Consider the following 24,307-nt stretch of genomic DNA (forward strand, 5'->3'; position numbering starts at 1 on the left):
CGATGAACTTCGGGAGCAGCTCCGGCAGCACTGGGTTACACTGGCCGATACGTATATGGATGACAGAGGTATTAATTTACTAACAGCCCATTTATTCATGATGAAGCGGGGCGGTGAACAACCCGAAGAATCGGATGATGAACGTAGCATTTTACAGGTCGGTGGTGCCTCAGTGGTTTATACGGATATGATTCCTCCGCAGGTGCAGTACACGGCACTTGGACACTTACACCGGTACCAATCAATTACCGGTGGCTTCAGCCCTGTTGTTTATAGTAGTAGCCCCCTGGCATACAGTTTTGCCGAAGCTGACCAGCAGAAATACGTTGTCTTGGTAGACGCCGAGCCGAGTGAGCCAGTGCTGGTGACGCCAATTCCTTTGAAAACGGGTAAACGGCTATTACGCCCCCGCTTCAAGCAGGTAGCCGAAGCGGTTGACTGGTTAAAGGATAATCCGAACTGTTACGCTGAAATTACGTTGCAAACGCCGACGTATCTGACCAGCGAAGAACGTCGTGCGCTTCAGCAGGCGCACCAATCACTGGTAACTATCATTCCCGATGTTCGGGATGTTGAGCTTGCCGATCAGGAAACAACCCAGACAATTGATCTGACCCAGAGTATGGAGTCGCTGTTTACTGATTATTTTAAGAGTAAGAACAAAGGACAGGAGCCAAACGACCGGCTTCAGCAACTGTTCAAAGAGATTTTAGCAACCGAATCTGAATGATACCCATTAAGCTGTCGATTCAAGGACTTTATTCATACCAGGATAAACAGGAAATTGATTTTCAGCAATTAATCCAGTCTAATGTATTTGGAATTTTTGGTAAAGTAGGAAGCGGCAAAACATCGTTGCTCGAAGCCATCAGCTTTGCCTTGTACGGCGAAACTGAACGTTTGAATAGCCGGGACAATCGCCAGTACAACATGATGAACCTAAAATCGAAGCATCTGCTTATCGATTTCGAGTTTCAGGCTGGACCCGAGCAGAATCTGTACAAGTTCACGTACGAAGCGAAACGTAATGCCAAAAAGCACCATGAAGTAGGACCCGGCGAACGTCGGATGTTCATTCAGCAGGAGGGCAACTGGATGCCAATCGGCAATGAAAAGGAAGATATCGCTCTCCTATCGAAGGAAATTCTTGGTCTGGATTATGATAATTTTAAGCGGACAATCATTATTCCTCAAAACCAGTTTCGGGAGTTTCTGGAGCTAAGTCCCCGGGAGCGGACAGAGATGATGAACCGGCTGTTCAAGCTTGATCAATACGATCTAGCGAGCCGGGTTGGTAAGTTGAGCAAAGCAAACGATGAACAGCTTTCGGAATTGCGTGGCTTATTAGCTCCGTTAGACGCGGTGAATCCGGAAGTAATTGACCTGGCCAAAGCCAATATTACCCGTGTCTTGGCATCATTGGCGCAGAAAGATGATGAGATTCAGCTACTCCTTCCCAGCGAAAAGCGACTGCTCGATAGTCGGGATCGGAGCAGAGCCCTAGCGACACTTCAACAGGAACTTAGCCAGCTTCTCAGACAGGCACCCACGTATCACCAGCTTGAACGTGATATTGCGATTTATGAAACCTGTTTGCTACTGTTTCAGGCCGATCTGGCTAGTCTTGAAAAACTCAAAAGCAGGCAGGACTCGCTTACCCAAGCCCAGCAGACGGCAACGCACAAATTCAACACCGTAACGAAGCAGCTCGCTGGTTTGCAGGGATTGTACGATGCCGCGAAAAAGGCCTACGAAACACGTAATGAATTATTACAGAAGATCGACGAACTGGACACTGTTCAGCAAATCAGAACGCTGCAGCAGTCCATTAATCAGCAGTTGCGGAACCGGGACTCCCTGACGGCAACGCTTACAAAGCAAACGAGCTACCTTGATCGTCATAAAGAAGAGCGCGCCAGCCAACAGGCGATACTGGATACCGCTCTTGGCCAAACGTCGAATCTTGAACGGTTATACAAAGTACAGAACTGGTTTACGGCCTATAAACCACTCAAAAAACAGGCTGACGATTTACAGATCGCCCTGGAAAAATATGATCAGACCGTCGAGCAGATTAAGCAACGTAAAGATGAAGCGTTAACCGGCTTCCCACAGGAATGGACCGAGCTAACGCTCAAAACGCTGCCAGACCAGATTGAAGCAGCTCTCTCTCGTTTGAAGACCATCCGTGAAGAGCGCGAACAGAAACACCGGCAGATACTAGTTCAGGATGAACTGCGGAAGTATGCCGACGCGCTAAACGACGGAGAGCCTTGTCCGCTCTGCGGATCGGCCCACCATCCGGCCCGTCATAAAAGCAACGCTGAGGATGCCCATGTGGAACGCAGTCAGGCAGCGTTGCAGAAAGTGGTGCAACGCATTGAGGACACGACAACGCTCCAACTGACGATTACGAAGCTTACTACACAGCTACGTAGCGAACTAACCAATGGTAAACGTCTGATTCAGGAGCGTGGAGAAGTTGTTCAGCAGCTGACAGCACACGAAAATACATTCGTTTGGCCTGAGTTCTCGAAAGATCAGGAAGGTGCCGTTACGCAGGCTATTAAGCGGGAAAGTGACAGTCAGCAAAAGCTTCAGGCTGCTCAGAAAGCGGTGCGGGAGTTGGATAAACTTATTGAAGAAGCCGAACGAGATTGTGTTACGCTGACCCAAAAAGTTACCGAAGCTGACAACGATATCGCGGGTTTGAACGGTCAGTTGAAAGGAGAGGTAGAATCCCTGGCGTATTTCCGATTCGACGAAGTAAACGGATGGGATTTGGTTCAGATCGCTGACCTACGCGAGTCGCTGGATCGGGTGTATAGCCAGACCAAGCTCGACTTTGAGGATGCCGACAGGAAGAAAGGAGATGCCGAAAAAGAATTGGCGGGTACGCAGGTTCAGATTCAGGAACTCGCCAACCAATTAACCGATGTTGCGCAGGAAATTCAGACGCTGGAAGCCACCATTGACAAAAACCTCTCGAATCATAGTCTGGATCGGGAGCAGGTATATCGGATCCTGCGATCCGCCTTAGATGTCCAGCGGGAACGGCAGCGGATTAACGAGTATAATGAGAAACGTAGCGGTTTACAGCTACAGGCCGAAACGCTGGAAGCCGAACTAGCCGAGCATCCTTTCGATCCGGCTGCGTTAACTACAATCCAGCAGCAGTTGGCAACATTACAGGCGCAGAAAGACGAGTTTAACAAGGAACATGGACGGTCAACTATCATCCTGACAACGCTCGAAGCGCAGTGGGAACAGAAACAGGCCCATCAGAAGCGATATGACGAACTTGACCTCCGTCGGCAGGATCTAAAAAAAATGGACGAACTGTTCCGGGCACAGGGTTTCGTCAACTATGTTTCGTCAGTTTATCTCAGGAACCTCTGCGAGTCGGCCAATGAGCGGTTTTTCAAACTGACCAATAACCAACTGAAACTTGAACTGGACGATAAAAACAGTTTTCAGGTGCGCGACTACCTCAACGGGGGCGAGATACGTAGCGTCAAAACGCTGTCGGGCGGACAGACATTTCAGGCGGCCCTGTCACTTGCGCTGGCCCTGTCGGATAATATCCAGCACCTGACGAAGGCCAAACAAAATCTGTTCTTTCTTGACGAAGGGTTTGGTACGTTGGATAAAGACGCACTTCAGACAGTCTTTAAAACTCTGAAAGCGCTACGTTCTGAAAACCGGGTCGTAGGTATCATTTCGCACGTTGACGAATTGCAACAGGAAGTCGATACGTTTATTCGTGCCGAAGCCACCGAAAACGGTAGCCGAATTGTCCGAAGCTGGGACGAGTGACATTTACGCCTGTTAACAAATAAAGAAGCCGGTCAACTATCAGACCGGCTTCTTTATTTTTACGTGGTAGCTAATTCAAAAAATCGCATGAAAACCTTTACTACGCTAGGCTTACTCAGCTGTCTGGCACTGGTCGGATGCCGAACCGATAAGCCAGCAATAGTTACGTTAGATTCCCAAAAAACCGTCACGACAATTGCTTTCGGCTCCTGTAGCCGTCAAAGTCTGCCGCAACCGCTGTGGGACGATATTGTCGCCCAGAAACCGGATGTATGGGTCTGGCTTGGCGACAACATTTACGGGGACTCGGAAAATATGGATACGCTGCGAGCCAAGTACACTATACAGAAATCAAATCCGGTTTATCAGCAATTACGACAAACGGCGTCGATTATTGGTATCTGGGACGACCATGACTACGGCGTGAACGATGGCGGCAAAGAGTATCCTAAACGGCAGGAAAGTCAACAGGTAATGCTGGATTTCCTTGACGAACCCGCCAACAGCCCGCTGCGCAAACGGGAAGGAGCTTACTCAGCTCATACGTATGGCCCAAAAGGAAAGCGAGTCAAAGTGATTCTCCTGGATGCTCGTTACTTCCGCGATCCGCTGAAAAAAGAAGGAAAAACCAATGTAGCCGATCCAACAGGGAAAATTCTGGGCGAAACGCAGTGGCAGTGGCTGGAGAAAGAGCTGGCCAACTCCGATGCCGACGTACACATCATCGGTAGTGGTATTCAGGTTTTGCCCGAAGAGCATGTTTACGAGAAGTGGGCCAACTTCCCAACCGAGCGGCAACGGCTCCTGAACCTGCTGGGCAAAACGAAACCGAAAGGCGCTTTTCTGATCAGTGGCGACCGGCATATGGCGGAGGTATCCCGCGTGAGTGTACCGGGCCTGGGTTATGAGCTGTATGACATCACGAGCAGCGGCCTGACGCATGTATCGGCTCCGCACGAAGAAGCAAATCGCCACCGCGTAGGACCGATGGTGTCCAAACTAAATTACGGGCTGGTAACGATCGACTGGAACGCGAAGCCGCTGACGGCCACCATTCAAATCAACGGCGACAACCGGGAAACGTATCTGACGCAGGCGATACGGTTTTAGGGAACAAAAAGAAAGGGAAAAAGGAACAGGGAAAAGGTTGCTCACTCTACAGGCAATTCTTTTCTCCTTGTTTCTTTTTCCCTTTCTCCAGATAGATCCTATCCCTTGTTAACCATATCCATAATCTCCTCCGAAACGCCGGTCATGGAAAAGCCGCCGTCGTGGAACAGGTTCTGCATGGTCACCATACGGGTCAGGTCAGAGAAAAGTGTAACTACATAGTCAGCGCACTGATCGGCAGACGCGTTGCCCAGTGGCGCAATCTTGTCGGCGTAGTCATAAAATTTGTCGAAGCCACCGATACCTCCACCAGCCGTAGTAGGCGTTGGCGACTGCGACACCGTATTTACCCGCACTTTGCGGTATTTACCGTAACGATACCCAAAACTCCGAGCGATCGACTCCAGTACTGCTTTGGCATCGGCCATATCCGTATAGAACGGAAACGTCCGTTGAGCCGCCATGTAGGTCAGCGCTACAACCGAGCCCCATTCGTTGATCGCATCCAGTTTGTAGGCCGTCTGCATCATTTTATGGAATGAGAGCGCAGATATATCAAGGCTTTGTTTGAACCAGTCATAGTTCAGGTCGTTGTACGCCTTCCCTTTCCGGATGTTCGGGCTCATACCGATGCTGTGCAGCACGAAATCAACTTTTCCACCCAGAATCTCGGTCGACTGCGTGAACAGCTTTTCAAGATCCTCCACCGACGTAGCATCAGCCGGGATAATCTCAGCGTTGCAGTGTTGAGCCAGCTCCTTGATGGCGCCCATCCGCATTGCGATTGGAGCGTTGGTTAGAGTAAACGTAGCACCTTCTTCCTTTGCCTTCAGGGCAACTTTCCAGGCGATTGATTTTTCGTCCAGGGCACCCGAAATGATGCCGTGCTTTCCAGTTAATAATCCGTATGCCATTTTAAATTAGTTTCGGTCAGTTAGGTAGTCTGCCAGTAGTTACGTGGCTATTACCGCAAATGATGGAGCAAAGTTAAATTATTTTTTGGGGAGCATAGCCTTTGCGGTTACGGAGTCCGTCTGCAGTGGTACCGTCAGTACCTGTTCCATAAACATCTTTGTTGCCTGATAAACCCCGTTCACGTCACCCGATGTAAGATGGGAGGCAATTACGTGCTCCCCGGCTTCAGGAAAAGCAACTTTCCGCTTCTGATCTACTGCTGTCCCCAGCTGGTCGTACATAGCAAGCATGGCTGGTACAGAAACGACTTTGTCCTGGTTAGCTTCGTCCTTGTAATAGTATCCCAGAAAGACAGGCTGTTTTACTTTCTGAAACTGACCGGGCGTCATAAACTCGTCGAGCATGGTTTGCAAGGTTAGCAGACCGTTCGTATGATACGTCTGCAACCAGTATTTGGCGCGCTCAGGGGCATGCCAGGTCACGGTAACGTGTTCTCCCCCGAAAATTTGATCCATGAGTTGCTTGCCCCAGGGTTTGGTGACTAGCTGCAAGGCCGGATTGGCCGTAGCGATGCAGGGAGAGTACAGAACCAGACCGTAAATTTCGGGATGATGAGCCGCCAGATACAGCGACAACATACCACCTGCCGATGTACCAATGACAATAACTTTCTCTCCCAGCGCCTTGCCAATAGCCAGCGCCCTTTCGGCAGAGGCCGCATAACTGGCGGGGGTCATAGTTTTCAGCGCATCCTGGGAGTCAACACCATGTTCGGCTGTACGCGCTAAATAAAGGTTACACCCAAAGGCTTTCGCCAATTGCCGGTGGACGGGATCGCCCTCGACCCAGCTGGCCGTAAAACCGGGGATATAAACCAAGCTGTAGGGCGTTTTTACTTTCTTTGTACTATCAGCCCAGATAATTCGGGCTTCGTTGTCGGGCCGTAGGCTGGCGTTCCGTTCCGACTCGGCAATAGTCTGTTCCAACCTGACGAGATCAGGATCAAGCGTAATTTCTTCGTCTTTTATCAATTCGTGATGGGCAGATGGTCCTGCCAAATAACCAATTACCAGTACGGCCAATACCAGCCCAACAATCAATAGCAGCCGTTTCATACGTATTCTTTTATATCCATGCGGATACGCCAGTCTTTGGGCAAATAGTTGTTCACCCGATTACCCACACCTTTCACCCAGCCCAGATTCTGCCCTTCGTACTGCGCCAGCAGCCAGCCTTTCACCGGCTCGTCGAAGACCAGGTTTTCTTTCTTAAAATACCGGAGTGCGTTTTCTTTGGTTAGTTCTACAGCGGGCAGGTCTTTGTTGAGAGCGGTACTTAGCGCCAGGGCGTGCGATGGAATGAAATCAGTGCCTTTAAACTGACCCATCGCCAATCCAAATCCTTTGTTACGTATAGCACTGTCCAGAAACAGGAATTGCTTTTCCAGCGATTTGGGCAAGGCCATTACGTCGCCATTAGGTTTTTCCCAGAACGAGAAGTCACCCGGATTCTGGAGCCATTTAGCGGCCGTTGCAGTTTCGCGGGGGCGTAGCGCCCGAATGCTCCGAAACGTTCGGGCGTCGAGTTTGACCGCTGCCGTAAAGGCTGTTTTTTTAAACACACTGATAAAAAAGCCTTCACCCTTAACCCGGTGCGGGTAACACTGGTACCCAACCGCTTTGTCAGTTTCCTTCTCTACTACGTTCCATTCATCGGGTAGGTCAAGTGGACGGGTACGAAAACCGTTCTCTGTAAGGAACTGTACATTTTCCCGGTTCTCAGCGTCGTTGTAGGTACAAGTGCTGTAGATAAGAATTCCACCTTCGTCCAGCAGCGGAGCAGCCGCAGCCAGAATTCGTTTCTGCCGGCCCGAGCAGAGTTGCACGTTGGCTTCCGACCATTCATCCATTGCGCTGGGGTCTTTCCGAAACAAACCTTCGCCGGAGCAGGGCGCATCTACCACGACTACATCGAAAAAACCCGCCAGATTAGGCATGTCTTCCGAGTCATGATTGCTGACAACTACATTCGGATACCCCCACTTGTCCAGATTCTCCCGTAAAACCGATACCCGGCTTTTAATCACCTCATTGCAGATCAGCAGGCTGTCCGGCGACAGCAGCGATGCCAGCAAGGTACTTTTTCCGCCCGGTGCCGCACACAGATCCAGCACCCGCAGCGGTCGATTAAGATTGACGGTTTGCCGAATCGCTTCGCTCAGCAGCATGGACGATGCTTCCTGGACGTAGTAGTTACCAGCCTGAAACAAAGGGTCCAGCGTAAAATTTGGGCGTTCGGGCAAATAAAACCCCTCGGCACACCAGGGCACCGGTGCCAGACCGGACGTATCAAACTTATTCTTCCTGGGATTCACGCGGATACTGACGGGGGGCGCCTGCTCCAGAGCCTGTTCGAAAGCCGGGAAATCAGGCCCGAGTTGTTGTTGCATCTGCTCCTGAAACGCCGGGGGAAGGGAATGTGTATTCATTGAACAAAAATACGGAACAGTCGGGCGGTTTTCGCTAAACTTGTACCATGACTGATCTGCAGGGACGCTTTGCCCAAATCAAAACATTTGTATTCGACGTCGACGGTGTTTTCACCGACGGACAGGTTCATCTGCTGGCTTCCGGCGAATGTTACCGGGTATTTGATATCAAAGATACGTATGCGGTTGAGCAGGCTATTGAAGCCGGTTTCCGCGTAGGAATTGTCTCGTCGGCCAACGCCGATGGCGTGCGTCGTTGGCTGGGGGTAATGAACGTGAAGGATATTTTCATGGGTGGCCCTCCCGGCCACAAGCTGGATGCCTTTCTGGGTTACGTAACACGAGACAAGCTGAATGAATCTGAAATTCTCTACATGGGCGACGATCTGCCTGACCACCCAATTCTCAACCGCCCGGACGTATTAGCCACCTGCCCCGCCGACGCGGCTGATGAAGTAAAAGCCATCTGCGCATATATTTCGCCAAAACCGGGCGGCCACGGTGCCGTTCGCGACGTGATTGAACACGTCATGAAAGCTCAGCATAAATGGGCCACTAATCTGTAAGATTTTCCGATTATGAAACTCCTCTTCCTGACTGTTTCCCTGTTGGCATCAACCCTCCTGGCAACCGCCCAGAACAACATAACCCTCGTCATTCATGGCGGAGCGGGCACCATTACCCGGAAAAACATGACGCCCGAAAAAGAAAAGGCATACCGCGAGGTGCTAAACCAGGCCCTACAGACCGGGTATACTATCTTGAAAAAAGGGGGTACCAGCCTGGACGCGGTGGAGGCTACGGTTCGGGTAATGGAAGATTCGCCCCTGTTCAATGCCGGAAAGGGTGCGGTTTTTACCCACGAAGGAAAAAACGAAATGGACGCGGCCATTATGGACGGTAAAAACCTGATGGCGGGTTCCGTTGCCAGTGTAACGACGATCAGAAACCCGATCAGCACCGCCCGCAAGGTGATGGAAAAATCGGAACACGTCATGATGATCGGCACCGGGGCCGAAGCCTTCGCTAAAAAACAGGGCATGGAAATCGTCGATCCGTCGTACTTCTACACCGAAGCCCGCTGGAACGCATTACAGAAAGCTCTGAAAGATGAGAAAACATCCCTCGATCATTCCGGCGACACAACCGGCGCGTTGATCGACGACAAAATCTTCATCGAAGGCAAAAAATTTGGCACCGTTGGCTGTGTTGCGCTGGATAAGTTCGGCAATCTGGCGGCTGCTACGTCCACCGGTGGCATGACAAACAAACGGTATGGTCGTGTGGGCGACGCCCCCATTATTGGTGCTGGCACATACGCTAACAATGCCACCTGCGCCGTATCAGCTACCGGCCACGGCGAATACTTCATCCGATCGGTGGTGGGTTACGACATTTCGGCGCTAATGGAGTACAAAGGCTACGGCGTCAAAAAAGCGGCCGATGAGGTAGTGATGAAAAAGCTCGTCGAACGTAAGGGCGAAGGCGGTGTCATTGCTCTGGATCGGAAAGGCAACTTCGCAATGCCGTTCAACTCAGAGGGCATGTACCGGGGTTATATCAAAGCCGACGGCAGCAGTGAGGTCCTGATCTACAAAGATTGAACAGATGCGGGTCCTGTCCTGATGAATCAGGACAGGACCCGCGTTGTATATTGATCCACAATATCGCTGGGGTGTACTTCCAGCACGTTAGCCAGTACCAGCAGCACTAGTGTTCGGGAGGCAATCTTGCGGGAAATACCGGCAATGGATGCGAACAGATCGACCGTAATGCTGTTATGTTCGCCCAGGTGCTGCATCAGTTTCCGTTCTTTCTCGCCGTAGCTAAATCGAATATTCCGGTCGGCCTGACTACCTTTTAGGATTTCGCGCACTTCGCGGCTGGCCTGTACCGATTTATCGGCAACGCGGACATACACCTTTTTTGTTTCGGGCTCGGCCGGATCGGGCAGAATATAGTGGGGGCGGTCCAGGCTGGGGGGAACCCGAATGACCAGTACTTCCCGCTCGTCGGGAAGTTGTACCCGATCAATGGTGTAGGAAATGCGGGGGAAGCAGTATTTATGAATCGCCCGGACGAGCAGATACTCGTCTTCGTCGGCATATTTCAGCCCGGCGATACGTTTGTCATCACCAACACCAATCAGCATGATGCCGCCGTTGGAGTTGGCAAAGGCAACCACGCCCTTGATGATTTTCTCGGGGTGGTTTGTTTTCAGCTTGAACTCTAAATTGCTACCCTCTCCCCGTCTCACCAGGTTTTTGAGCGCCTGATAGTCCATAACCGATGGGTTCAGCTGGTTGACTACTGAATTAGGATAAAGATACGGCTTTTCCACAAATTTGCAAGTCTTCGTCTGGTATCTCTATTTTGCTTTGGAAAGTAAGCCCTGCACGGCCAACTTTTCAACGTTACAAACCGTTATCAGTGCACAGCGGACTTAACTTTCATTGTCTAATAAACACAAAAATGCTGGTAAACGTTGCCCTGGTTATAGGAACCTTCCTGTTTATGGAAGGGGTTGCCTGGTTCACCCACAAATACGTTATGCATGGCTTTTTATGGAGCTGGCACCGCGACCATCATAATCACCATAAAGGTTTTCTTGAGTGGAATGACCTGTTTGCGGTCGTTTTTGCCACCGTTGCTATCAGCCTGATCGTAACGGGAGTAGAAATAGAAGAATTACGGTTTCTGGCCTGGATCGGCGCGGGTGTTACGCTCTACGGCGCCTTTTACTTTATCTTCCACGATGTTATTGTCCATCGTCGGGTGAAAACGAAAATTGATACCAGCGGCCGGTATATGCAGCGAATCATGCGGGCGCACTACGTCCATCACAAAGTGCACACGAAAGAGGGGGCCGAGGCTTTCGGTTTTCTCTATGCCCCGAAGAAGTATGATCGCCCGGTGAAGCAGAAACAGGCGGCTTCTGAGACGGAATAAAGCTTAGAATTAGTCAGAAAACAAAAAGGCGTAACCCAATGGTTACGCCTTTTTGTTTGAGATTCGCCGGAGGCTAATATTCATCTTCATTGAAGAAGAAATCATCTTTAGTCGGATAGTCCGGCCAGATTTCCTCGATGCTCTCATATGGCTGTCCGTCGTCTTCCAGCTCCTGAAGGTTTTCTACTACTTCTAATGGGGCGCCGGAGCGAATTGAATAATCAATCAGTTCGTCTTTGGTAGCAGGCCAGGGGGCATCTTCCAGATAGGAGGCTAATTCTAGAGTCCAGTACATAGTTTGTTCCGTATTTAATGACTACTTTTTCAATGAGGGTGCAAAAGTAAAAAAAGCGTTAATATCCAAGCTCTTTTCGTTAAAAATGTTCACTAATGAAAGTGAATAGGATTTAGGCCATAACTCACCGAACGCCTGTTTGTTTGCTGTTGGTTAAATAAAGCACTTTTTTTGATTTTCCAATCGAAAATAAAAGATTTTACGGTTCATTTTTGATAGGTTGGCCCGACCGACACTTTACTCTCATAGCTATGACACTTGAGGTTTGTTCCTTTTCCTTACAGTCCTGCCTGACAGCCCAGGAAGCTGGTGCCAGCCGCATCGAACTTTGTGGTGGTCTGGCTGAAGGCGGCACTACGCCCAGCGCGGGATTGATCAAACTGGTTGAGCAGCAGGTCACCATTCCTATTTACGTGATGATCCGTCCGCGGGGCGGCGACTTCCTTTATTCTGAAACGGAACTGGAGGTAATGCGCGCCGATATTGAACTCGCTAAGTCATTAGGCGCCGATGGGATTGTGCTGGGCGTATTGAATGCCGACGGCACCGTTGATGAAGTAAACACCAAAGAGTTAGTAGAACTGGCGAAACCCCTGCCGGTTACGTTTCACAGGGCGTTCGACATGACACGCGACCCCAGCGAAGCGCTGGAAGCCGTTATTCGTACAGGAGCGGTACGTATCCTTACCTCCGGTCAGCGGCCAACTGCCGAAGCCGGCGCCGAATTGCTAAAAAAACTGGTCGAGCAGGCTGGTAAGCGCATTGAAATCATGGCTGGTGCCGGCGTATCGGCCACCAACGCCTATATGCTTGTTCAAACCGGCGTCGACGCGCTGCACATGAGTGGTAGCCAGCGTACCGAAAGCCTCATGGAACACCGGCACCCGCTGGTATCGATGGCCAGCAACACGCCGGGCGAGTACGAACGACACGAAGCAGACGCTGAAAAGATTCGCCGGGTGCTTGAACAAACAGCTTTCTTACAAAACGACGGCCCGATTCCCTGAGATAAATACCCGATCGTTGAAGACCAGCTTGAGCGCCTGCGACAATACGATCTTTTCTACATCTTTCCCTTCGGCGGCCATATCAGCCGCTGAGTGGCGGTGGTTGACATCCTTTACATTCTGCGCGATGATCGGTCCCTCGTCCAGGTCGTTATTGACGAAGTGTGCCGTAGCACCAATAATCTTTACCCCGCGTTCGTACGCTTGCCGGTATGGATTAGCGCCAACAAAAGCTGGAAGAAATGAATGGTGAATGTTGACAATCCGGTTGGGGAAGTGATTGACGAAACCAGGCGTTAGTACGCGCATGTATTTGGCCAGCACCAAATACTCGGGTTCGTAAATAGCCAGCGTACGTAAAATGGCTTCTTCGTGCTGCTCGCGGGTTTTGCCTTCGTGCGATACGTAGTGAAATGGAATTCCAAACTTGCTGACCAATGGTTGCAGTACATTGTAATTACTAATCACGGCCAGCACGTCGGCATCCAGTTCGTCGAAGGCGTACCGGATCAGGAGATCACCCAGACAATGGTGCTCTTTGGTAACCAGCACAACAATATTCTTTTTCTTCTTGGGATTCAGGCGTAGCGTGATACCTTCCGGAAGCTGTGTTTTCAGATCGGCCAGTAGCGCATCAGTGTTAAAAGTACCTTCAAATTCGGTTCGCATAAAAAACCGGCCTCCTGGACTCACGTATTCATCGTTATGGATGATATTCAGATCATGTCTGTACAGTACGTTGGTAACATGGTAGATTAAGCCCTTATTGTCAGGCCCGTCCATTAGTAAAATATGCTTAGTGATATCAGTCATACCTCTATCGAATAATCGGCGTACGCTACCGGCTGGTGGCCAGAAAATGCCTCCCTCCTTATTTTGGCGATCGCGTTGCGCGATTTAGATGAACAATTCGCTTTAATAGTAGTGAACGAATAGCGTTTATTACTTTACTTTGAGCCGGTGCCCTGCTCCGTTTCGGAACGAATATACTGGCTGAATCAGTAGAATTCGGTGAGTTGCCGTTCTTATTTGGAGTAAACACCTCCCATTTTTCTTCGTATCTGTCTGGGTATCTGAATGTGGCCTGTTTTTTTATAAAAAAAGTACGTCCAGTTTTTGCCGCTGACGAACAAGGTGCCAAGAGATGTGTTTTACTTGAGAATCATAATTTATCATTTTGATCATAAAAAATTGATCAAAATCAATAACACCAAAACTACGTACTAGATTGGAATCGGTATTTTCAACGTCAAAGCGGAAGCTACTGCTAGAAATTGCCTGGGAGGTTTGTAATCAGGTAGGTGGCATATACACCGTCATCCGCTCGAAGGTCCCGGCGATGGTCGAGAAATGGGATGACAACTACGTAGCCATTGGCCCTTATTTCCCGCAGCGGGCCACCTCCGAATTTGAACCAATCGTCGACTCAGACGCTACCGTCATCGGGCAGACTGTCAGGCGGATGCGCGAGATGGGCTTTAACGTTCAATACGGTCACTGGCTGGTGACGGGACGGCCCCGCGTTGTGCTATTTGACATTGCCAGCGTCAACGCCGACCATCTGAATTACGTAAAAGCGCAGCTCTGGCAGAATTTTCAGCTATCGACGCTTAACGTTGAGGATCTTGTTAATCAGACGCTGGCCTTCGGCGAACTGGTTCGCATTTTCATTACGCTGCTTGCCGAAGATCACGCCAATCGGGTAGATTTTGTTGCGCACTTCCACGAGTGGATGGCCAGCACCGGCCTGCCCGATCTGCGTCGCGACAACGTCCGGGTAGCTACGGTTTTCACGACGCACGCTACCATGCTGGGTCGTTACCTCGCGCAGAACGAAGCTGGCTTCTACGGAAAGCTGCCGTTTTTTGACTGGAAGCGCGAGGCTCTTCATTATGGCATCGACACGCAGGCTACGATTGAGCGGCTGTCGGCGCAGCAGGCTCACGTATTCACAACGGTCAGTGACGTAACGGCGCGGGAGTGTGAAGTTTTCCTGGGACGCAATCCGGATTTGATTCTGCCAAATGGTCTTAATATTACCCGGTTTGCAGCCGTCCATGAGTTTCAGAATCTGCACGTCAAATACAAAGACAAGATCCATGAGTTCGTCATGGGCCACTTCTTCCAGAATTACTCCTTTGATCTGGAAAAGACGCTGTACTTCTTTACATCGGGCCGCTTTGAATTCTCTAACAAAGGCTACGACCTGACGCTGGAAGCGCTGGCTCGGTTGAATCACCGGATGCGGGAGGCCAACATGGATATGACTGTCGTTATGTTCATGGTAACGAAGCAGCCGTATACGTCAATCAATCCCGACGTACTCCACTCGCGGGCGCTGCTGGATGAGATTCAGGAAACCTGCGAAAGCATCGAGAAGCAAGTGGGGGAGCGATTATTCCATGCGGCTGCCTCCGATCAGTACGATCATGCACTGCCCGACCTGAATAACTTCGTGGATGAGTACTGGCGCCTGCGCTTACGACGTACCGTACAAAGCTGGAAAACAAAACACCTGCCGCCGTTTGTTACGCACAACCTGGTTCAGGAAGACGACATGACGCGGTTTATCCGGCAGGCCAACCTGGTCAATAATGAATACGATCGGGTTAAAATTGTTTACCACCCGGATTTTATTGCCTCGACGAACCCGCTGTTCGGCTTGGACTACAGTCAGTTCGTGCGGGGTTGCCACCTCGGTGTTTTTCCCAGCTATTACGAACCCTGGGGTTACACGCCTTTGGAGTGCGTCGTGCGGGGAATTCCGACCGTAACGAGTGACCAGTCGGGCTTTGGTGATTTCATCATGCAGATCATGCGAGATTACGAAAACCGGGGTATTTACGTGATCAACCGCCGTACCCAGAACTTTGACGAGGCAGCCGATCAGCTCGCAAACGTGCTATTCCGCTTTGTTCGAATGGCTCAGCGCGACCGGATTGCGCAACGCAACCGCGTAGAGAGCATTGCCGAAGTATTTGACTGGAATAACCTGCGGTCGTATTATGATACGGCACATGATCTGGCCCTTAAACGGAAAAAACCGTGATCCGAATTGGTATAATCAACGTATCAGACCGGGCCAGCGCTGGTGTTTACGAAGACATTCCGGGTAAGGCCGTCGTCAGTCTGTTAACCGAGTACCTGAGTTGCGAATGGGAACCTGTGTACCGGGTTATTCCCGATGAGCAGGACCAGCTCGAAACTACGATGATCGAGCTGGCCGATGCCGAAGGTTGCTGCCTGGTTGTCACGACCGGCGGTACCGGACCCGCTCCCCGCGACGTAACGCCCGAGGCCACCGAAGCCGTCTGCCAGAAGATGCTGCCCGGCTTTGGCGAGTTGATGCGGCAGGAAAGCCTGAAATACGTTCCAACCGCCATCCTGTCCCGCCAGACGGCTGGTATCCGCAATCAGTCGCTGATCCTGAACTTGCCCGGCAAACCGACCGCCATTGGTCAGTGCCTCTCGGTGGTGTTCCCGGCGATTCCGTACTGTATTGATCTGATCGGCGGCCCGTTTCTGACAACGAACGAACAAGTGATGAAGGTTTTCCGCCCCAAAAGCAGTTAGCGTGGAAAACTGATTTTCCCCATAAAAGCGGTAGGAACGCCCTGCCGCTCGCCAAAGGAGGTTGTGCTGCCCGCCAGGGTTTCATTGGCCAGCACGGCAAAAAGCACGGCCTCCTTGGCGTCACCGCTCACACCAATATCGTTGGTACGTCCGAAATGACAGTCGGGAAGTAGTTGTTGAATAGCGGCTACCAGCACCGGGTTATGCGCCCCTCCCCCACTCAGGTATACGTGGTATGTCTCATTGGGATGTATCACCCGTTGAATGGCCTCCGTGATGGTCTCGGCCGAGAACTGGACGAGCGTTCGCATCAAGTCAGCATCAGTCAGAGTCACCCCCGTTTTCTCTAGCACAGTTTCGACATACGCTACGTTGAACACTTCCGGCCCTGTAGTCTTTGGAAAGGGCGCGCCAAAGAAGTAATTTAGTTTCAGTGCGTCCAGCACCGTCTCGTTCACGGTCCCCTGGCTGGCCAGTTGCCCATCCTTATCGTAAGCCGTTCCCAGCAGCCGTTGAGCGAAGGCGTCAAGCAACGTATTGCCGGGGCCGGTATCGGTCGTAAATACAGCGCTGGCGTCCTGGTCGGCGGGTAGGTAGGTGAAGTTACCGATACCGCCGATGTTTAGAAGCAGCCGGTTTTCGCCAGCTTTCGAGAACACGAAGTAATCGCCGTAAACAGCCAACGGAGCCCCTTCTCCGCCTAAGGCCACGTGTTTCTGCCGGAAATCGCTAAGGGTTATGATGCCCGTTGTGACCGCTACGTGGTCGCCGTCGCCAATCTGCAGCGTTGCATTCGGGAACTTATCCCGCTGGTGCTGGCTTTTGGGTGCATGGTAAACGGTCTGACCGTGACTGGCAATGATATCAATATCAGCCGGTTCGATCTGCCACTGGCGCAGGCAGTCCAGGATCATCTGCCCGTGCAAGCGGCCGATGTACGGATTAAGCAGGCAAAGCTGTTCAAAATCAATTTCCTTTTTGGCAAAGATCGTCCGAACAGCTGTTTTAAACCTATCGGCATACGGTACGGTCTGAAACTGCTCCAGCTTGATCTGCGTGGCCAGACCACTGCCCGTAATCCGGCAGAGTGCCACATCGAGGCCGTCCAACGACGTCCCCGACATGAGGCCAATAATACGCCGGTCGACCTTGCCGGCAATCGTGTACAGGTCTTTAATTTGTTGGTTCATACGCCGACCAATTGTTAGACAAAGCTACTTAATTTGACAAGTCTTGGCCCGTTCCTGTTCGTTTTGCGTTACGTATTACGGTGGAGCAACCGGCGACGTAGTTTATTATGAATTTTTGGGGTGACGAGCAATTTTCCTTTTTTGAAAGTATTCTGTACCAGACGCTAGGGCAGTCCGTCGAAGTTATCGAAGCGCAGTTTCTATCGGGTGGCGACATCAATATGTCGGCGCAGGTATTTTCGTCGGAGGGTGTTTTCTTCATCAAATGGAACCACGCCGATCAGTCAGATATGTTTGAGGTGGAGGCCCGGGGTCTGGACCTGCTCCGGCAAACCGATGCGTTATCTATTCCGCAGGTTATTGGCTTCGGCCGGGAGATGGACAAGGCTTACCTGGTTCTGGAATACATCGATCCTGGCCCGGCGACAAATGCCTCCTGGGACGCGCTCGGCCATTCGTTAGCCGTTATTCATTCGCATACCCAGCCGAAGTTTGGGTTGCATTTCGATAATTACATTGGCTCATTACCTCAGACTAATACACTGACGGCGAACGGGTTCGATTTCTTTTTTGAGCAACGCTTACTGCCCCAGGCTGGCATGGCCTTATACCGGGAGCTTTTGTCGAAAAAATCATACGATGCCCTGTTCCGGCTTCGCGAGCGACTGCCCGACCTGTTACCGGCTGATCGCCCGGCGTTACTGCACGGCGACCTCTGGTCAGGCAATGTCATGGTGTCAGAAGCGGGGCAGCCCGTTCTGATCGACCCGGCGGTTTATTACGGTTTCCGCGAAGCTGATCTGGCGTTTACGAAGTTGTTTGGCGGGTTTGATCAGCGCTTTTATGATGCCTACCACGAAGCCTTTCCGCTGGAAGACGGCTTCGAGGACCGGGTGGCAATTTACAATTTGTACCCCTTACTGGTTCACGTGAATCTGTTTGGGTCGGGCTACGTTAGTGGCGTAGAGCGAATTCTTAAGCAGTTCTGATCAGACAGATAGACTGCCAACCGCACTGATTTATGGATATTACTTCTTTCGAGCAATTTGAGCTGAATCGACAGTTGCTGAACGCCGTCGCCGACGCTGGTTATACAGAGCCTACTCCAATTCAGCAGAAAACTATTCCGCTGAGTCTGGGGAATCACGACGTCTTGGGGATTGCCCAAACCGGCACAGGCAAAACAGCGGCTTACCTGCTGCCGCTGCTGATGAAGATCAAATACGCGCAGGGTAAAAACCCACGGGCGTTGATTCTCGCTCCAACCCGTGAGCTGGCCATTCAGATCAATGAAGCTGTTAAGGAACTGGCTAAATATACCGATCTGCGTCATCTGGCTGTTTATGGCGGACTTGGCCCCAAAACACAGATCGAAACTCTGCAAAAAGGGGTGGATATTCTGGTCGCTACCCCCGGTCGGTTCATGGATCTCTACCGGATGGGTGAATTGGTGACCAAGGATATCCGGACTATGGTGCTGGACGAAGCCGATAAAATGATGGATATGGGCTTCATGCCGCAGATCCGGTCTATTCTCGAAGTGATTCCAACGAAGCGACAGAATCTGTTGTTCTCTGCTACATTCGGGGCACGGGTCGAGCGGCTGTCGTCGGAGTTCCTGGAAGCGCCGATGAAAGTAGAGGTTACCCCTCAGGCATCGACGGCCAAAATGGTTGATCAAGTCCTGTATGAAGTACCCAACTTCCGGACGAAGATTAATCTGCTGAACCACCTCATCAACCAGGATACGTTCCAGCGGGTCATCATCTTTTCCCGTACCAAAGAGCACGCCGAGAATATCTACAAGTTCCTGTCCAGGAAGGTAATCGAGGGAGATAACATCCGAGTCATTCACGCCAACAAAGGCCAGAACACACGCATCAACTCGATGGATGCCTTTAAAGAAGGCAACATCAAAGTATTGGTCGCTACCGATGTTGTTGCGCGCGGTATTGACGTAGCGGAGGTTAGCCACGTAGTAAATTTCGACGTACCGCTCATCTACGAAGATTACGTTCACCGCATTGGCCGAACTGGCCGGGCTAATCATACCGGCGAGGCTATTACGTTCATGACCCCGGCGGAGAATTATCACATCCAGAAAATCGAAAAGATTATCAAGATGCCGATTCCTCGTCAGCCCATGCCCGACGAGGTCTTTGTTACGGAAACCCCTTTCGACGAGAGTCAGGCTATGCTTCGCGAAATTGACGAGCAGCGCCGGAAAGAAAATCCAGATTTCCTGGGTGCTTTCCACGAGAAAAAGGAAAAGAATACGGCTGCCGGTAAAGCGAAACAGAAAGCCAAAAAAGCCGCAATAGCCCGTAAAACGACGGCACGGCCACCGTCTAATACACGAACCAAATCCAGCTCTGGATCTGGTTCGTCAAAGCGGTCAGGATCTCGGGGCGGCAGGCGGTAATTTAGTTAAAACGTACTAATTTAGATTCTCCGTTCGTTCTACCGGAACAATAGACCCGTGGTGTATAGTAATGACTATGCGTGTTCGAATGAATCTGATGCAGTGGAGCTTAATGGTTTTGCCCCTTTTGTCGGCGGCACAAACCAGACCGCTTATTACGTCGGCGCGTTCAGGTGACACCGTTCGTCAGTCGAAGCCAGAACGCCCGGGCGACGAAACAATCGCCAACGACGCCGGGGCTGCGGTAACGGAGGCTGCTACCGTCAGTCAGGCTTCCCTCAACATACTTCCGTTATTTGGCGAGCGGACAAAAACAGCAGGTCAGATTGACCAGGAAATTCATTTCCTGAACGACTGCGACCGCAACTTTGCGAGCCGGTCTGAAGCCAGTGCATTCTTTTCCACCCGGGGCTGGGATTATATTACGGATGGTCAGCTGGACACGGCGGCTTACCGCTTCAACCTATCGTGGCTGCTCGACAACAAAAATGTTGATGCATACTGGGGGCTGGGCGTTGTCTGCTACCAGAAAGATCACCTGGTCGATGCTATCCGAATGCTGAAGAAAGGGCTTATGATTGCAGACAGTAATATGGTACTGCTGACAGATCTGGCAACCGTCGAGATCAAGCACTTCCAGCAGAAACAGGATAAACGTACGCTGGACGACGCCCAGACTCACCTGACGCAGGCCGTTTCTTTGAAACCCAATGCAACAGCCTATCAGAAACTATCGCTGATCAGTTTCCTTCGGGCCGATTATCCGAAAGCCTGGGAATATTTTCACCAGGCCCGGGAAATTGACTTGTCGCAGCTTGATTTAACGTATCTGAACGATCTGCTGGCTAAACTTCCCGACCCGCAGGGCGTATTCAAATAGCGTTAATTGTCGGACTCTTCGGCTTCGACAACCTTCTCCTTCGAGTGTTCGTAAATAACTTTCCCTTTTTCGTCCCACTCCGTAATCACGAAGCTTTCGAAGTCTTTATCCCACTGATCGCTGCCATACTGGGTCAGTTTGTGGCGCATCCGACGGCCACTGGGATTAATTGGGTAGAACTCTGTCCATCGGCCTATTTTCACGCCATTGTCGTATTTGCCTTCTTCGGCCAGTAAGCCGTTCTCGTGGAAGGCCATGTACGTACCCTTCACTTTCCCGTATTCCATAGGAATAATCTCTTTGACCTTGTGGTGGGTAGAATCATAGTACGTTACTTTTGATTCAGCAGGCAGGCCCCGATGCCAAAAGGTTTTATCCAGCAGCGTAAATTTTGAATCATACCGCTCCCAGCGGCCATCCTTCATTCCGGCGTAGTAATGCCCCTCTTCTACTAATTCGCCATTCTGGAACCGTTTGTAGGGGCCATGCAGGAGCAATCCCGTCGATCCGTCGCGCACTATTGAACTTGTCACCCGACGATCACGTGGGTAATAGCGGTATATCTCCCGAACGTAGGCCAGCGGCTTAGCGGCATCGTTATCTTTCAGGACGTGAAATTCTTCGACGATCGTCCGGTCACCGCTACCGAGTTTGGTATAGGCTTTAATCATTGCCAGACCTTCATAGTCGGTTTTTGATACCTTTTTCTTTCTGTCTTTTGACTTCTTGAGCGACTTAATTTTCAGCCCAAGATCGGGCATCAGGTTGCTGATATACGCATCTTTCTGCTCTTTCAGACTTGCCGGCGACGGCAGCCCCAGCGTTGTCATCGACGAAGGTACGGAGGAGAAAGGCGGTGCTGGCGAACCTGACGGCGCCAGCACCGGAGTAGAAGCCGTTGTCAACGCCGAAGGGGCAGTTGTCTGCGCCCAGACAGCCGACATAACTGGCCCGGTTGATAAAATCAGGAGAAGAGATCGTTTTAACAGATGAGCAAACATAATGGGCCAACAAATAGATGCCTGAAGTTTGTTATTTTTGCAACGCTTTACCAATTACTATTATTATTAATCCCTCCGCCGGGTTGTCTGGCGGCTTGTTGGTTACCAACTATTTATGGAAAAACAGGCCCGAATTTATATTGCTGGACACCGCGGAATGGTCGGTTCGGCAATCGTCCGCAAATTACAGGCAGAAGGTTACACCAACCTGATTATGCGTACCTCTTCCGAACTGGACCTGCGCAATCAGGTGGCCGTAGCCGATTTCTTCGAGGAAGAAAAACCTGAGTACGTTTTTTTGGCTGCGGCTAAAGTGGGCGGTATTCTGGCTAATAACATCTATCGTGCCGAATTCCTGTACGATAACCTGATCATTGAAGCCAACATCATCCAGAGTGCCTACAAAACGGGCGTAAAAAAACTCCTGTTCCTGGGTTCGTCCTGCATTTATCCTAAGATGGCCCCTCAGCCGCTACAGGAAGAATATCTGCTGACTGGTCTGCTTGAGCCAACAAACGAGCCCTATGCCATCGCTAAAATCGCGGGCATTAAGCTGTGCGAAGCATATCGAAGCCAGTATGGCTGCAATTACATCTCGGCCATGCCAACGAACCTGTATGGTCCAAACGACAATTACGACCTGCAGGGTTCGCACGTACTGCCCGCGTTGATCCGTAAATTTCACGAAGCAAAAATCAACAACCAGCCATCGGTTGAAGTATGGGGAACCGGTTCGCCCCGGCGCGAATTTCTGCACGCAGATGACCTGGCTGACGCCTGCGTCTTCTTGATGGAGGAATACAACGATGAGTTGTTCGTCAACATCGGTACCGGTGAGGACGTAACGATTCGTGAACTGGCCGAAGCCGTAAAAGACGTGGTTGGCTTCGAAGGCGAGCTGCGTTGGGATACCTCAAAACCCGATGGCACTCCCCGTAAATTGATGGATGTTTCCCGGATTCATAACCTCGGCTGGAAACACAAAACCGAACTGCGGGATGGTCTGGAAAAAACGTATCAGGATTTCCTCGCCAACGAGGTGCTGTACGTAGAATAGACCGTTACTGTCTATGTAAAAAGAAAGAAACCCCTGCCAGCGCTGGCAGGGGTTTCTTTCTTTTATAGCGGTTTCGCCGGATTACCGAAGATGGTAAGGTTTGCGTCAACGTCTTCAATTACTACCGAACCTGCTCCGATACGGGCATTTTTACCAATCGTTACACCCGCCACAATCGTTACGCCTGTCCCCACAAATGCCCCTTCTTCAATCGTTACGTTGCTGTTGATGATACTTCCCGTACCAACATGGACGTAGTTGCCCAGCTTGGCCTGGGTGTCGATCACTACGTTGCTTTGCAACAGGCAATGCTGGCCAATTTCAGCATACGGGTTTATGACGACGTTAGCCGCAATCAGGTTACCGTGACCCAGGGTTGCCAGCGTCGATACAATGGCTTTATCATGGATGGCGTTCACAGGCTGCACCTTCCGGCGGTCGTTCAGCATCTTCACCAGCCGTTTCCGAACGCGCACATCACTAATAGCGACGAAGGCTTCACACTTCTGACCGATCAGTTTCAGAAAGCCATCGTCGTCGGTTTCGCCCAGTACCGACACGTCCCCAAACTCTTTACCGTGTAACTCTTTCTTATCGTCCAGCAGCCCATACACGATGACACCGTTCCGCTGGAACAGGTCCAGGGCAGTCAATCCAATACTGCCAGCCCCAAAAATCAACACTGGATTCTCCATCTGATCTGTTTGTTAAGTCAATGTAAACTAGCACCTTATTAAAGGTATAATTTTACCAATTTGGTAACAATCCAGTAACGACCAGTTCATAGACGATGGGTAGTTTCGTCTATGAAATCAAGTACGCAGTTCCGGACGATTGTGCTTTCTGATATCCACCTCGGCACTACCGGGTCGAAAGCCAAGGAGGCTACCGATTTTTTACGCAACTACTCCTGCCAGAAGCTTATTCTCAATGGCGACATCATTGATGGCTGGCAGTTAAAGCAGTATGGTACCTGGAAAAAGAAACACACCGCATTTTTTAAAACGGTTTTAAAGCAAATCGTTCACTACGACACAAAAGTAGTGTACCTGCGCGGCAACCACGACGACTTCCTGGATCAGGTAATGCCGCTCAAAGTGGGCAAGAACTTTTCGATCCGAAAAGATTATACGCTCACCTCAGGTACCAAACGATTCTATATCACTCACGGCGATGTATTCGATTCCATTACGTCGCAGATGAAGTGGCTGGCTTATCTGGGCGACATAGGCTACACGTTCCTGCTCTGGACAAATAAGTTTTATAACCAGTATCGATCCTGGCGGGGTCTACCCTACTATTCGCTATCGCAGCGTATCAAAAGCCGTATCAAGCAAGCCGTCAATTACATCTCCGACTACGAACAGAAACTCACTGAACTGGCCAAGGCCCGTCAGTGCGACGGGGTTATCTGCGGCCATATTCACCAGCCTGCCATCCACGAGTTCGACGGTATTATTTATATGAACTCCGGTGACTGGGTGGAGTCTCTAAGCGCGCTGGTCGAAGATCACGACGGAAACTGGAGCTTGCTTTACTACACCTCTGATCTGTCGGAAGATGATGAAGAATCCCGTTTCAAGCCAGCTGAAAAAATGGTCTAA

At 50.8% G+C, this 24,307-nt stretch carries 23 protein-coding genes (1 of these 23 cut by a window edge); 14 read left to right on the top strand and 9 right to left on the bottom strand.

Translation table 11 applies throughout. The features are described from left to right. From HU175_RS01865 to HU175_RS01875, 3 genes are all read left to right on the top strand, one after another. Positions 1 to 730 carry the 3' portion of an exonuclease SbcCD subunit D gene (locus tag HU175_RS01865; RefSeq protein WP_176564972.1) on the top strand. 497 nt of this gene lie to the left of the window's left edge, so only the last 730 of its 1,227 coding nucleotides appear in the window; the start codon falls outside the window, past its left edge; the stop codon is at positions 728 to 730. Continuing rightward, positions 727 to 3,816, top strand: coding sequence for an AAA family ATPase (locus HU175_RS01870; protein ID WP_176564973.1), 3,090 nt, complete (start codon positions 727 to 729; stop codon positions 3,814 to 3,816). The genes HU175_RS01865 and HU175_RS01870 overlap by 4 nt, the downstream gene beginning before the upstream one ends. An 87-nt stretch (positions 3,817 to 3,903) precedes the next feature. Beyond that, entirely contained in the window at positions 3,904 to 4,926 is a 1,023-nt protein-coding gene (locus HU175_RS01875) for an alkaline phosphatase D family protein (RefSeq protein WP_176564974.1), read from the top strand. A gap of 98 nt (positions 4,927 to 5,024) precedes the next feature. Here the strand turns inward: HU175_RS01875 and HU175_RS01880 are convergent, their stop codons facing one another. The 3 genes from HU175_RS01880 to HU175_RS01890 form a co-directional block, all read right to left on the bottom strand. Further along, positions 5,025 to 5,840: an enoyl-ACP reductase gene (locus tag HU175_RS01880; protein ID WP_176564975.1), complete on the bottom strand. Its 816-nt coding sequence runs from the start codon at positions 5,838 to 5,840 to the stop codon at positions 5,025 to 5,027. A gap of 78 nt (positions 5,841 to 5,918) precedes the next feature. Continuing rightward, entirely contained in the window at positions 5,919 to 6,956 is a 1,038-nt protein-coding gene (locus tag HU175_RS01885) for an alpha/beta hydrolase (protein ID WP_176564976.1), read from the bottom strand. Next, positions 6,953 to 8,329 (bottom strand): methyltransferase RsmF C-terminal domain-like protein, encoded by a 1,377-nt coding sequence (locus HU175_RS01890; protein WP_176564977.1) that lies wholly within the window; start codon positions 8,327 to 8,329, stop codon positions 6,953 to 6,955. Before HU175_RS01890 ends, HU175_RS01885 begins: the two co-directional genes overlap by 4 nt. Before the next feature lie 47 nt (positions 8,330 to 8,376). On the opposite strand from HU175_RS01890, the gene HU175_RS01895 reads away from it, so the two are divergent. Both HU175_RS01895 and HU175_RS01900 read left to right on the top strand, forming a co-directional pair. Further along, positions 8,377 to 8,895: a KdsC family phosphatase gene (locus HU175_RS01895; protein WP_176564978.1), complete on the top strand. Its 519-nt coding sequence runs from the start codon at positions 8,377 to 8,379 to the stop codon at positions 8,893 to 8,895. Between the two features lie 12 nt (positions 8,896 to 8,907). Next, positions 8,908 to 9,933 carry an isoaspartyl peptidase/L-asparaginase family protein gene (locus HU175_RS01900; RefSeq protein ID WP_176564979.1) on the top strand — a complete coding sequence of 342 codons (1,026 nt, stop codon included), beginning with the start codon at positions 8,908 to 8,910 and terminating at the stop codon, positions 9,931 to 9,933. Positions 9,934 to 9,959: 26 nt separating this feature from the next. Here HU175_RS01900 and HU175_RS01905 read toward each other — a convergent pair whose 3' ends face one another. After that, positions 9,960 to 10,628, bottom strand: coding sequence for a helix-turn-helix domain-containing protein (locus tag HU175_RS01905; RefSeq protein WP_176569091.1), 669 nt, complete (start codon positions 10,626 to 10,628; stop codon positions 9,960 to 9,962). Between the two features lie 173 nt (positions 10,629 to 10,801). On the opposite strand from HU175_RS01905, the gene HU175_RS01910 reads away from it, so the two are divergent. Continuing rightward, positions 10,802 to 11,278 carry a sterol desaturase family protein gene (locus HU175_RS01910; RefSeq protein ID WP_176564980.1) on the top strand — a complete coding sequence of 159 codons (477 nt, stop codon included), beginning with the start codon at positions 10,802 to 10,804 and terminating at the stop codon, positions 11,276 to 11,278. Between the two features lie 73 nt (positions 11,279 to 11,351). On the opposite strand, the gene HU175_RS01915 is transcribed toward HU175_RS01910, so the two are convergent. After that, positions 11,352 to 11,573: a DUF2795 domain-containing protein gene (locus HU175_RS01915; RefSeq protein ID WP_009284883.1), complete on the bottom strand. Its 222-nt coding sequence runs from the start codon at positions 11,571 to 11,573 to the stop codon at positions 11,352 to 11,354. A 251-nt stretch (positions 11,574 to 11,824) separates the two neighbouring features. On the opposite strand from HU175_RS01915, the gene HU175_RS01920 reads away from it, so the two are divergent. Beyond that, positions 11,825 to 12,580 carry a copper homeostasis protein CutC gene (locus tag HU175_RS01920; RefSeq protein WP_176564981.1) on the top strand — a complete coding sequence of 252 codons (756 nt, stop codon included), beginning with the start codon at positions 11,825 to 11,827 and terminating at the stop codon, positions 12,578 to 12,580. Here the strand turns inward: HU175_RS01920 and purU are convergent. Further along, entirely contained in the window at positions 12,554 to 13,393 is an 840-nt protein-coding gene (gene purU, locus HU175_RS01925) for a formyltetrahydrofolate deformylase (protein WP_176564982.1), read from the bottom strand. The genes HU175_RS01920 and purU overlap by 27 nt on opposite strands. A 415-nt stretch (positions 13,394 to 13,808) precedes the next feature. Here purU and HU175_RS01930 point away from each other — a divergent pair, with 415 nt between their 5' ends. After that, positions 13,809 to 15,629 (top strand): glycogen synthase, encoded by a 1,821-nt coding sequence (locus HU175_RS01930; protein WP_176564983.1) that lies wholly within the window; start codon positions 13,809 to 13,811, stop codon positions 15,627 to 15,629. After that, the gene (mog, locus tag HU175_RS01935) at positions 15,626 to 16,153 is read left to right on the top strand and encodes a molybdopterin adenylyltransferase (RefSeq protein ID WP_176564984.1); all 528 of its coding nucleotides are present in this window, start codon (positions 15,626 to 15,628) and stop codon (positions 16,151 to 16,153) included. Before HU175_RS01930 ends, mog begins: the two co-directional genes overlap by 4 nt. On the opposite strand, the gene HU175_RS01940 is transcribed toward mog, so the two are convergent. After that, the gene (locus HU175_RS01940; protein ID WP_176564985.1) at positions 16,150 to 17,343 is read right to left on the bottom strand and encodes an anhydro-N-acetylmuramic acid kinase; all 1,194 of its coding nucleotides are present in this window, start codon (positions 17,341 to 17,343) and stop codon (positions 16,150 to 16,152) included. The genes mog and HU175_RS01940 overlap by 4 nt on opposite strands. Before the next feature lie 107 nt (positions 17,344 to 17,450). Between HU175_RS01940 and HU175_RS01945 the strand changes: the two genes are divergently transcribed. The 3 genes from HU175_RS01945 to HU175_RS01955 all read left to right on the top strand — a co-directional run bounded on the left by HU175_RS01945 (position 17,451) and on the right by HU175_RS01955 (position 20,645). Continuing rightward, the gene (locus HU175_RS01945) at positions 17,451 to 18,332 is read left to right on the top strand and encodes a fructosamine kinase family protein (RefSeq protein ID WP_176564986.1); all 882 of its coding nucleotides are present in this window, start codon (positions 17,451 to 17,453) and stop codon (positions 18,330 to 18,332) included. Between the two features lie 32 nt (positions 18,333 to 18,364). Further along, the gene (locus tag HU175_RS01950; protein WP_176564987.1) at positions 18,365 to 19,765 is read left to right on the top strand and encodes a DEAD/DEAH box helicase; all 1,401 of its coding nucleotides are present in this window, start codon (positions 18,365 to 18,367) and stop codon (positions 19,763 to 19,765) included. A 76-nt stretch (positions 19,766 to 19,841) separates the two neighbouring features. Beyond that, positions 19,842 to 20,645: a tetratricopeptide repeat protein gene (locus HU175_RS01955; RefSeq protein WP_176564988.1), complete on the top strand. Its 804-nt coding sequence runs from the start codon at positions 19,842 to 19,844 to the stop codon at positions 20,643 to 20,645. A gap of 2 nt (positions 20,646 to 20,647) precedes the next feature. Here the strand turns inward: HU175_RS01955 and HU175_RS01960 are convergent, their stop codons facing one another. Next, positions 20,648 to 21,589, bottom strand: a complete 942-nt coding sequence (locus HU175_RS01960) for a toxin-antitoxin system YwqK family antitoxin (protein WP_228724288.1) — start codon at positions 21,587 to 21,589, stop codon at positions 20,648 to 20,650. A 172-nt stretch (positions 21,590 to 21,761) separates the two neighbouring features. Between HU175_RS01960 and HU175_RS01965 the strand changes: the two genes are divergently transcribed. Next, the gene (locus HU175_RS01965) at positions 21,762 to 22,703 is read left to right on the top strand and encodes a GDP-L-fucose synthase family protein (RefSeq protein WP_176564989.1); all 942 of its coding nucleotides are present in this window, start codon (positions 21,762 to 21,764) and stop codon (positions 22,701 to 22,703) included. A 62-nt stretch (positions 22,704 to 22,765) separates the two neighbouring features. Here HU175_RS01965 and HU175_RS01970 read toward each other — a convergent pair whose 3' ends face one another. Continuing rightward, positions 22,766 to 23,398: an acetyltransferase gene (locus tag HU175_RS01970; RefSeq protein ID WP_176564990.1), complete on the bottom strand. Its 633-nt coding sequence runs from the start codon at positions 23,396 to 23,398 to the stop codon at positions 22,766 to 22,768. 111 nt (positions 23,399 to 23,509) lie between these two features. Here HU175_RS01970 and HU175_RS01975 point away from each other — a divergent pair, with 111 nt between their 5' ends. Next, a complete protein-coding gene (locus HU175_RS01975) occupies positions 23,510 to 24,307 on the top strand; it encodes a UDP-2,3-diacylglucosamine diphosphatase (RefSeq protein WP_176564991.1) in 798 nt (265 codons plus the stop codon).

The organism is Spirosoma sp. KUDC1026 (genome assembly GCF_013375035.1).
Taxonomy (GTDB): domain Bacteria; phylum Bacteroidota; class Bacteroidia; order Cytophagales; family Spirosomataceae; genus Spirosoma.

Excerpts from the sequence above, each read along its gene's own strand:
- HU175_RS01870 (WP_176564973.1), top strand. The coding sequence starts at position 727 with ATGATACCCATTAAGCTGTCGATTCAAGGACTTTATTCATACCAGGAT.
- HU175_RS01875 (WP_176564974.1), top strand. The coding sequence starts at position 3,904 with ATGAAAACCTTTACTACGCTAGGCTTACTCAGCTGTCTGGCACTGGTC.
- HU175_RS01880 (WP_176564975.1), bottom strand. The coding sequence starts at position 5,840 with ATGGCATACGGATTATTAACTGGAAAGCACGGCATCATTTCGGGTGCC.
- HU175_RS01885 (WP_176564976.1), bottom strand. The coding sequence starts at position 6,956 with ATGAAACGGCTGCTATTGATTGTTGGGCTGGTATTGGCCGTACTGGTA.
- HU175_RS01890 (WP_176564977.1), bottom strand. The coding sequence starts at position 8,329 with ATGAATACACATTCCCTTCCCCCGGCGTTTCAGGAGCAGATGCAACAA.
- HU175_RS01895 (WP_176564978.1), top strand. The coding sequence starts at position 8,377 with ATGACTGATCTGCAGGGACGCTTTGCCCAAATCAAAACATTTGTATTC.
- HU175_RS01900 (WP_176564979.1), top strand. The coding sequence starts at position 8,908 with ATGAAACTCCTCTTCCTGACTGTTTCCCTGTTGGCATCAACCCTCCTG.
- HU175_RS01910 (WP_176564980.1), top strand. The coding sequence starts at position 10,802 with ATGCTGGTAAACGTTGCCCTGGTTATAGGAACCTTCCTGTTTATGGAA.
- HU175_RS01915 (WP_009284883.1), bottom strand. The coding sequence starts at position 11,573 with ATGTACTGGACTCTAGAATTAGCCTCCTATCTGGAAGATGCCCCCTGG.
- HU175_RS01920 (WP_176564981.1), top strand. The coding sequence starts at position 11,825 with ATGACACTTGAGGTTTGTTCCTTTTCCTTACAGTCCTGCCTGACAGCC.
- purU (WP_176564982.1), bottom strand. The coding sequence starts at position 13,393 with ATGACTGATATCACTAAGCATATTTTACTAATGGACGGGCCTGACAAT.
- HU175_RS01940 (WP_176564985.1), bottom strand. The coding sequence starts at position 17,343 with ATGAACCAACAAATTAAAGACCTGTACACGATTGCCGGCAAGGTCGAC.
- HU175_RS01945 (WP_176564986.1), top strand. The coding sequence starts at position 17,451 with ATGAATTTTTGGGGTGACGAGCAATTTTCCTTTTTTGAAAGTATTCTG.
- HU175_RS01950 (WP_176564987.1), top strand. The coding sequence starts at position 18,365 with ATGGATATTACTTCTTTCGAGCAATTTGAGCTGAATCGACAGTTGCTG.
- HU175_RS01955 (WP_176564988.1), top strand. The coding sequence starts at position 19,842 with ATGCGTGTTCGAATGAATCTGATGCAGTGGAGCTTAATGGTTTTGCCC.
- HU175_RS01960 (WP_228724288.1), bottom strand. The coding sequence starts at position 21,589 with ATGTCGGCTGTCTGGGCGCAGACAACTGCCCCTTCGGCGTTGACAACG.
- HU175_RS01965 (WP_176564989.1), top strand. The coding sequence starts at position 21,762 with ATGGAAAAACAGGCCCGAATTTATATTGCTGGACACCGCGGAATGGTC.
- HU175_RS01970 (WP_176564990.1), bottom strand. The coding sequence starts at position 23,398 with ATGGAGAATCCAGTGTTGATTTTTGGGGCTGGCAGTATTGGATTGACT.
- HU175_RS01975 (WP_176564991.1), top strand. The coding sequence starts at position 23,510 with ATGAAATCAAGTACGCAGTTCCGGACGATTGTGCTTTCTGATATCCAC.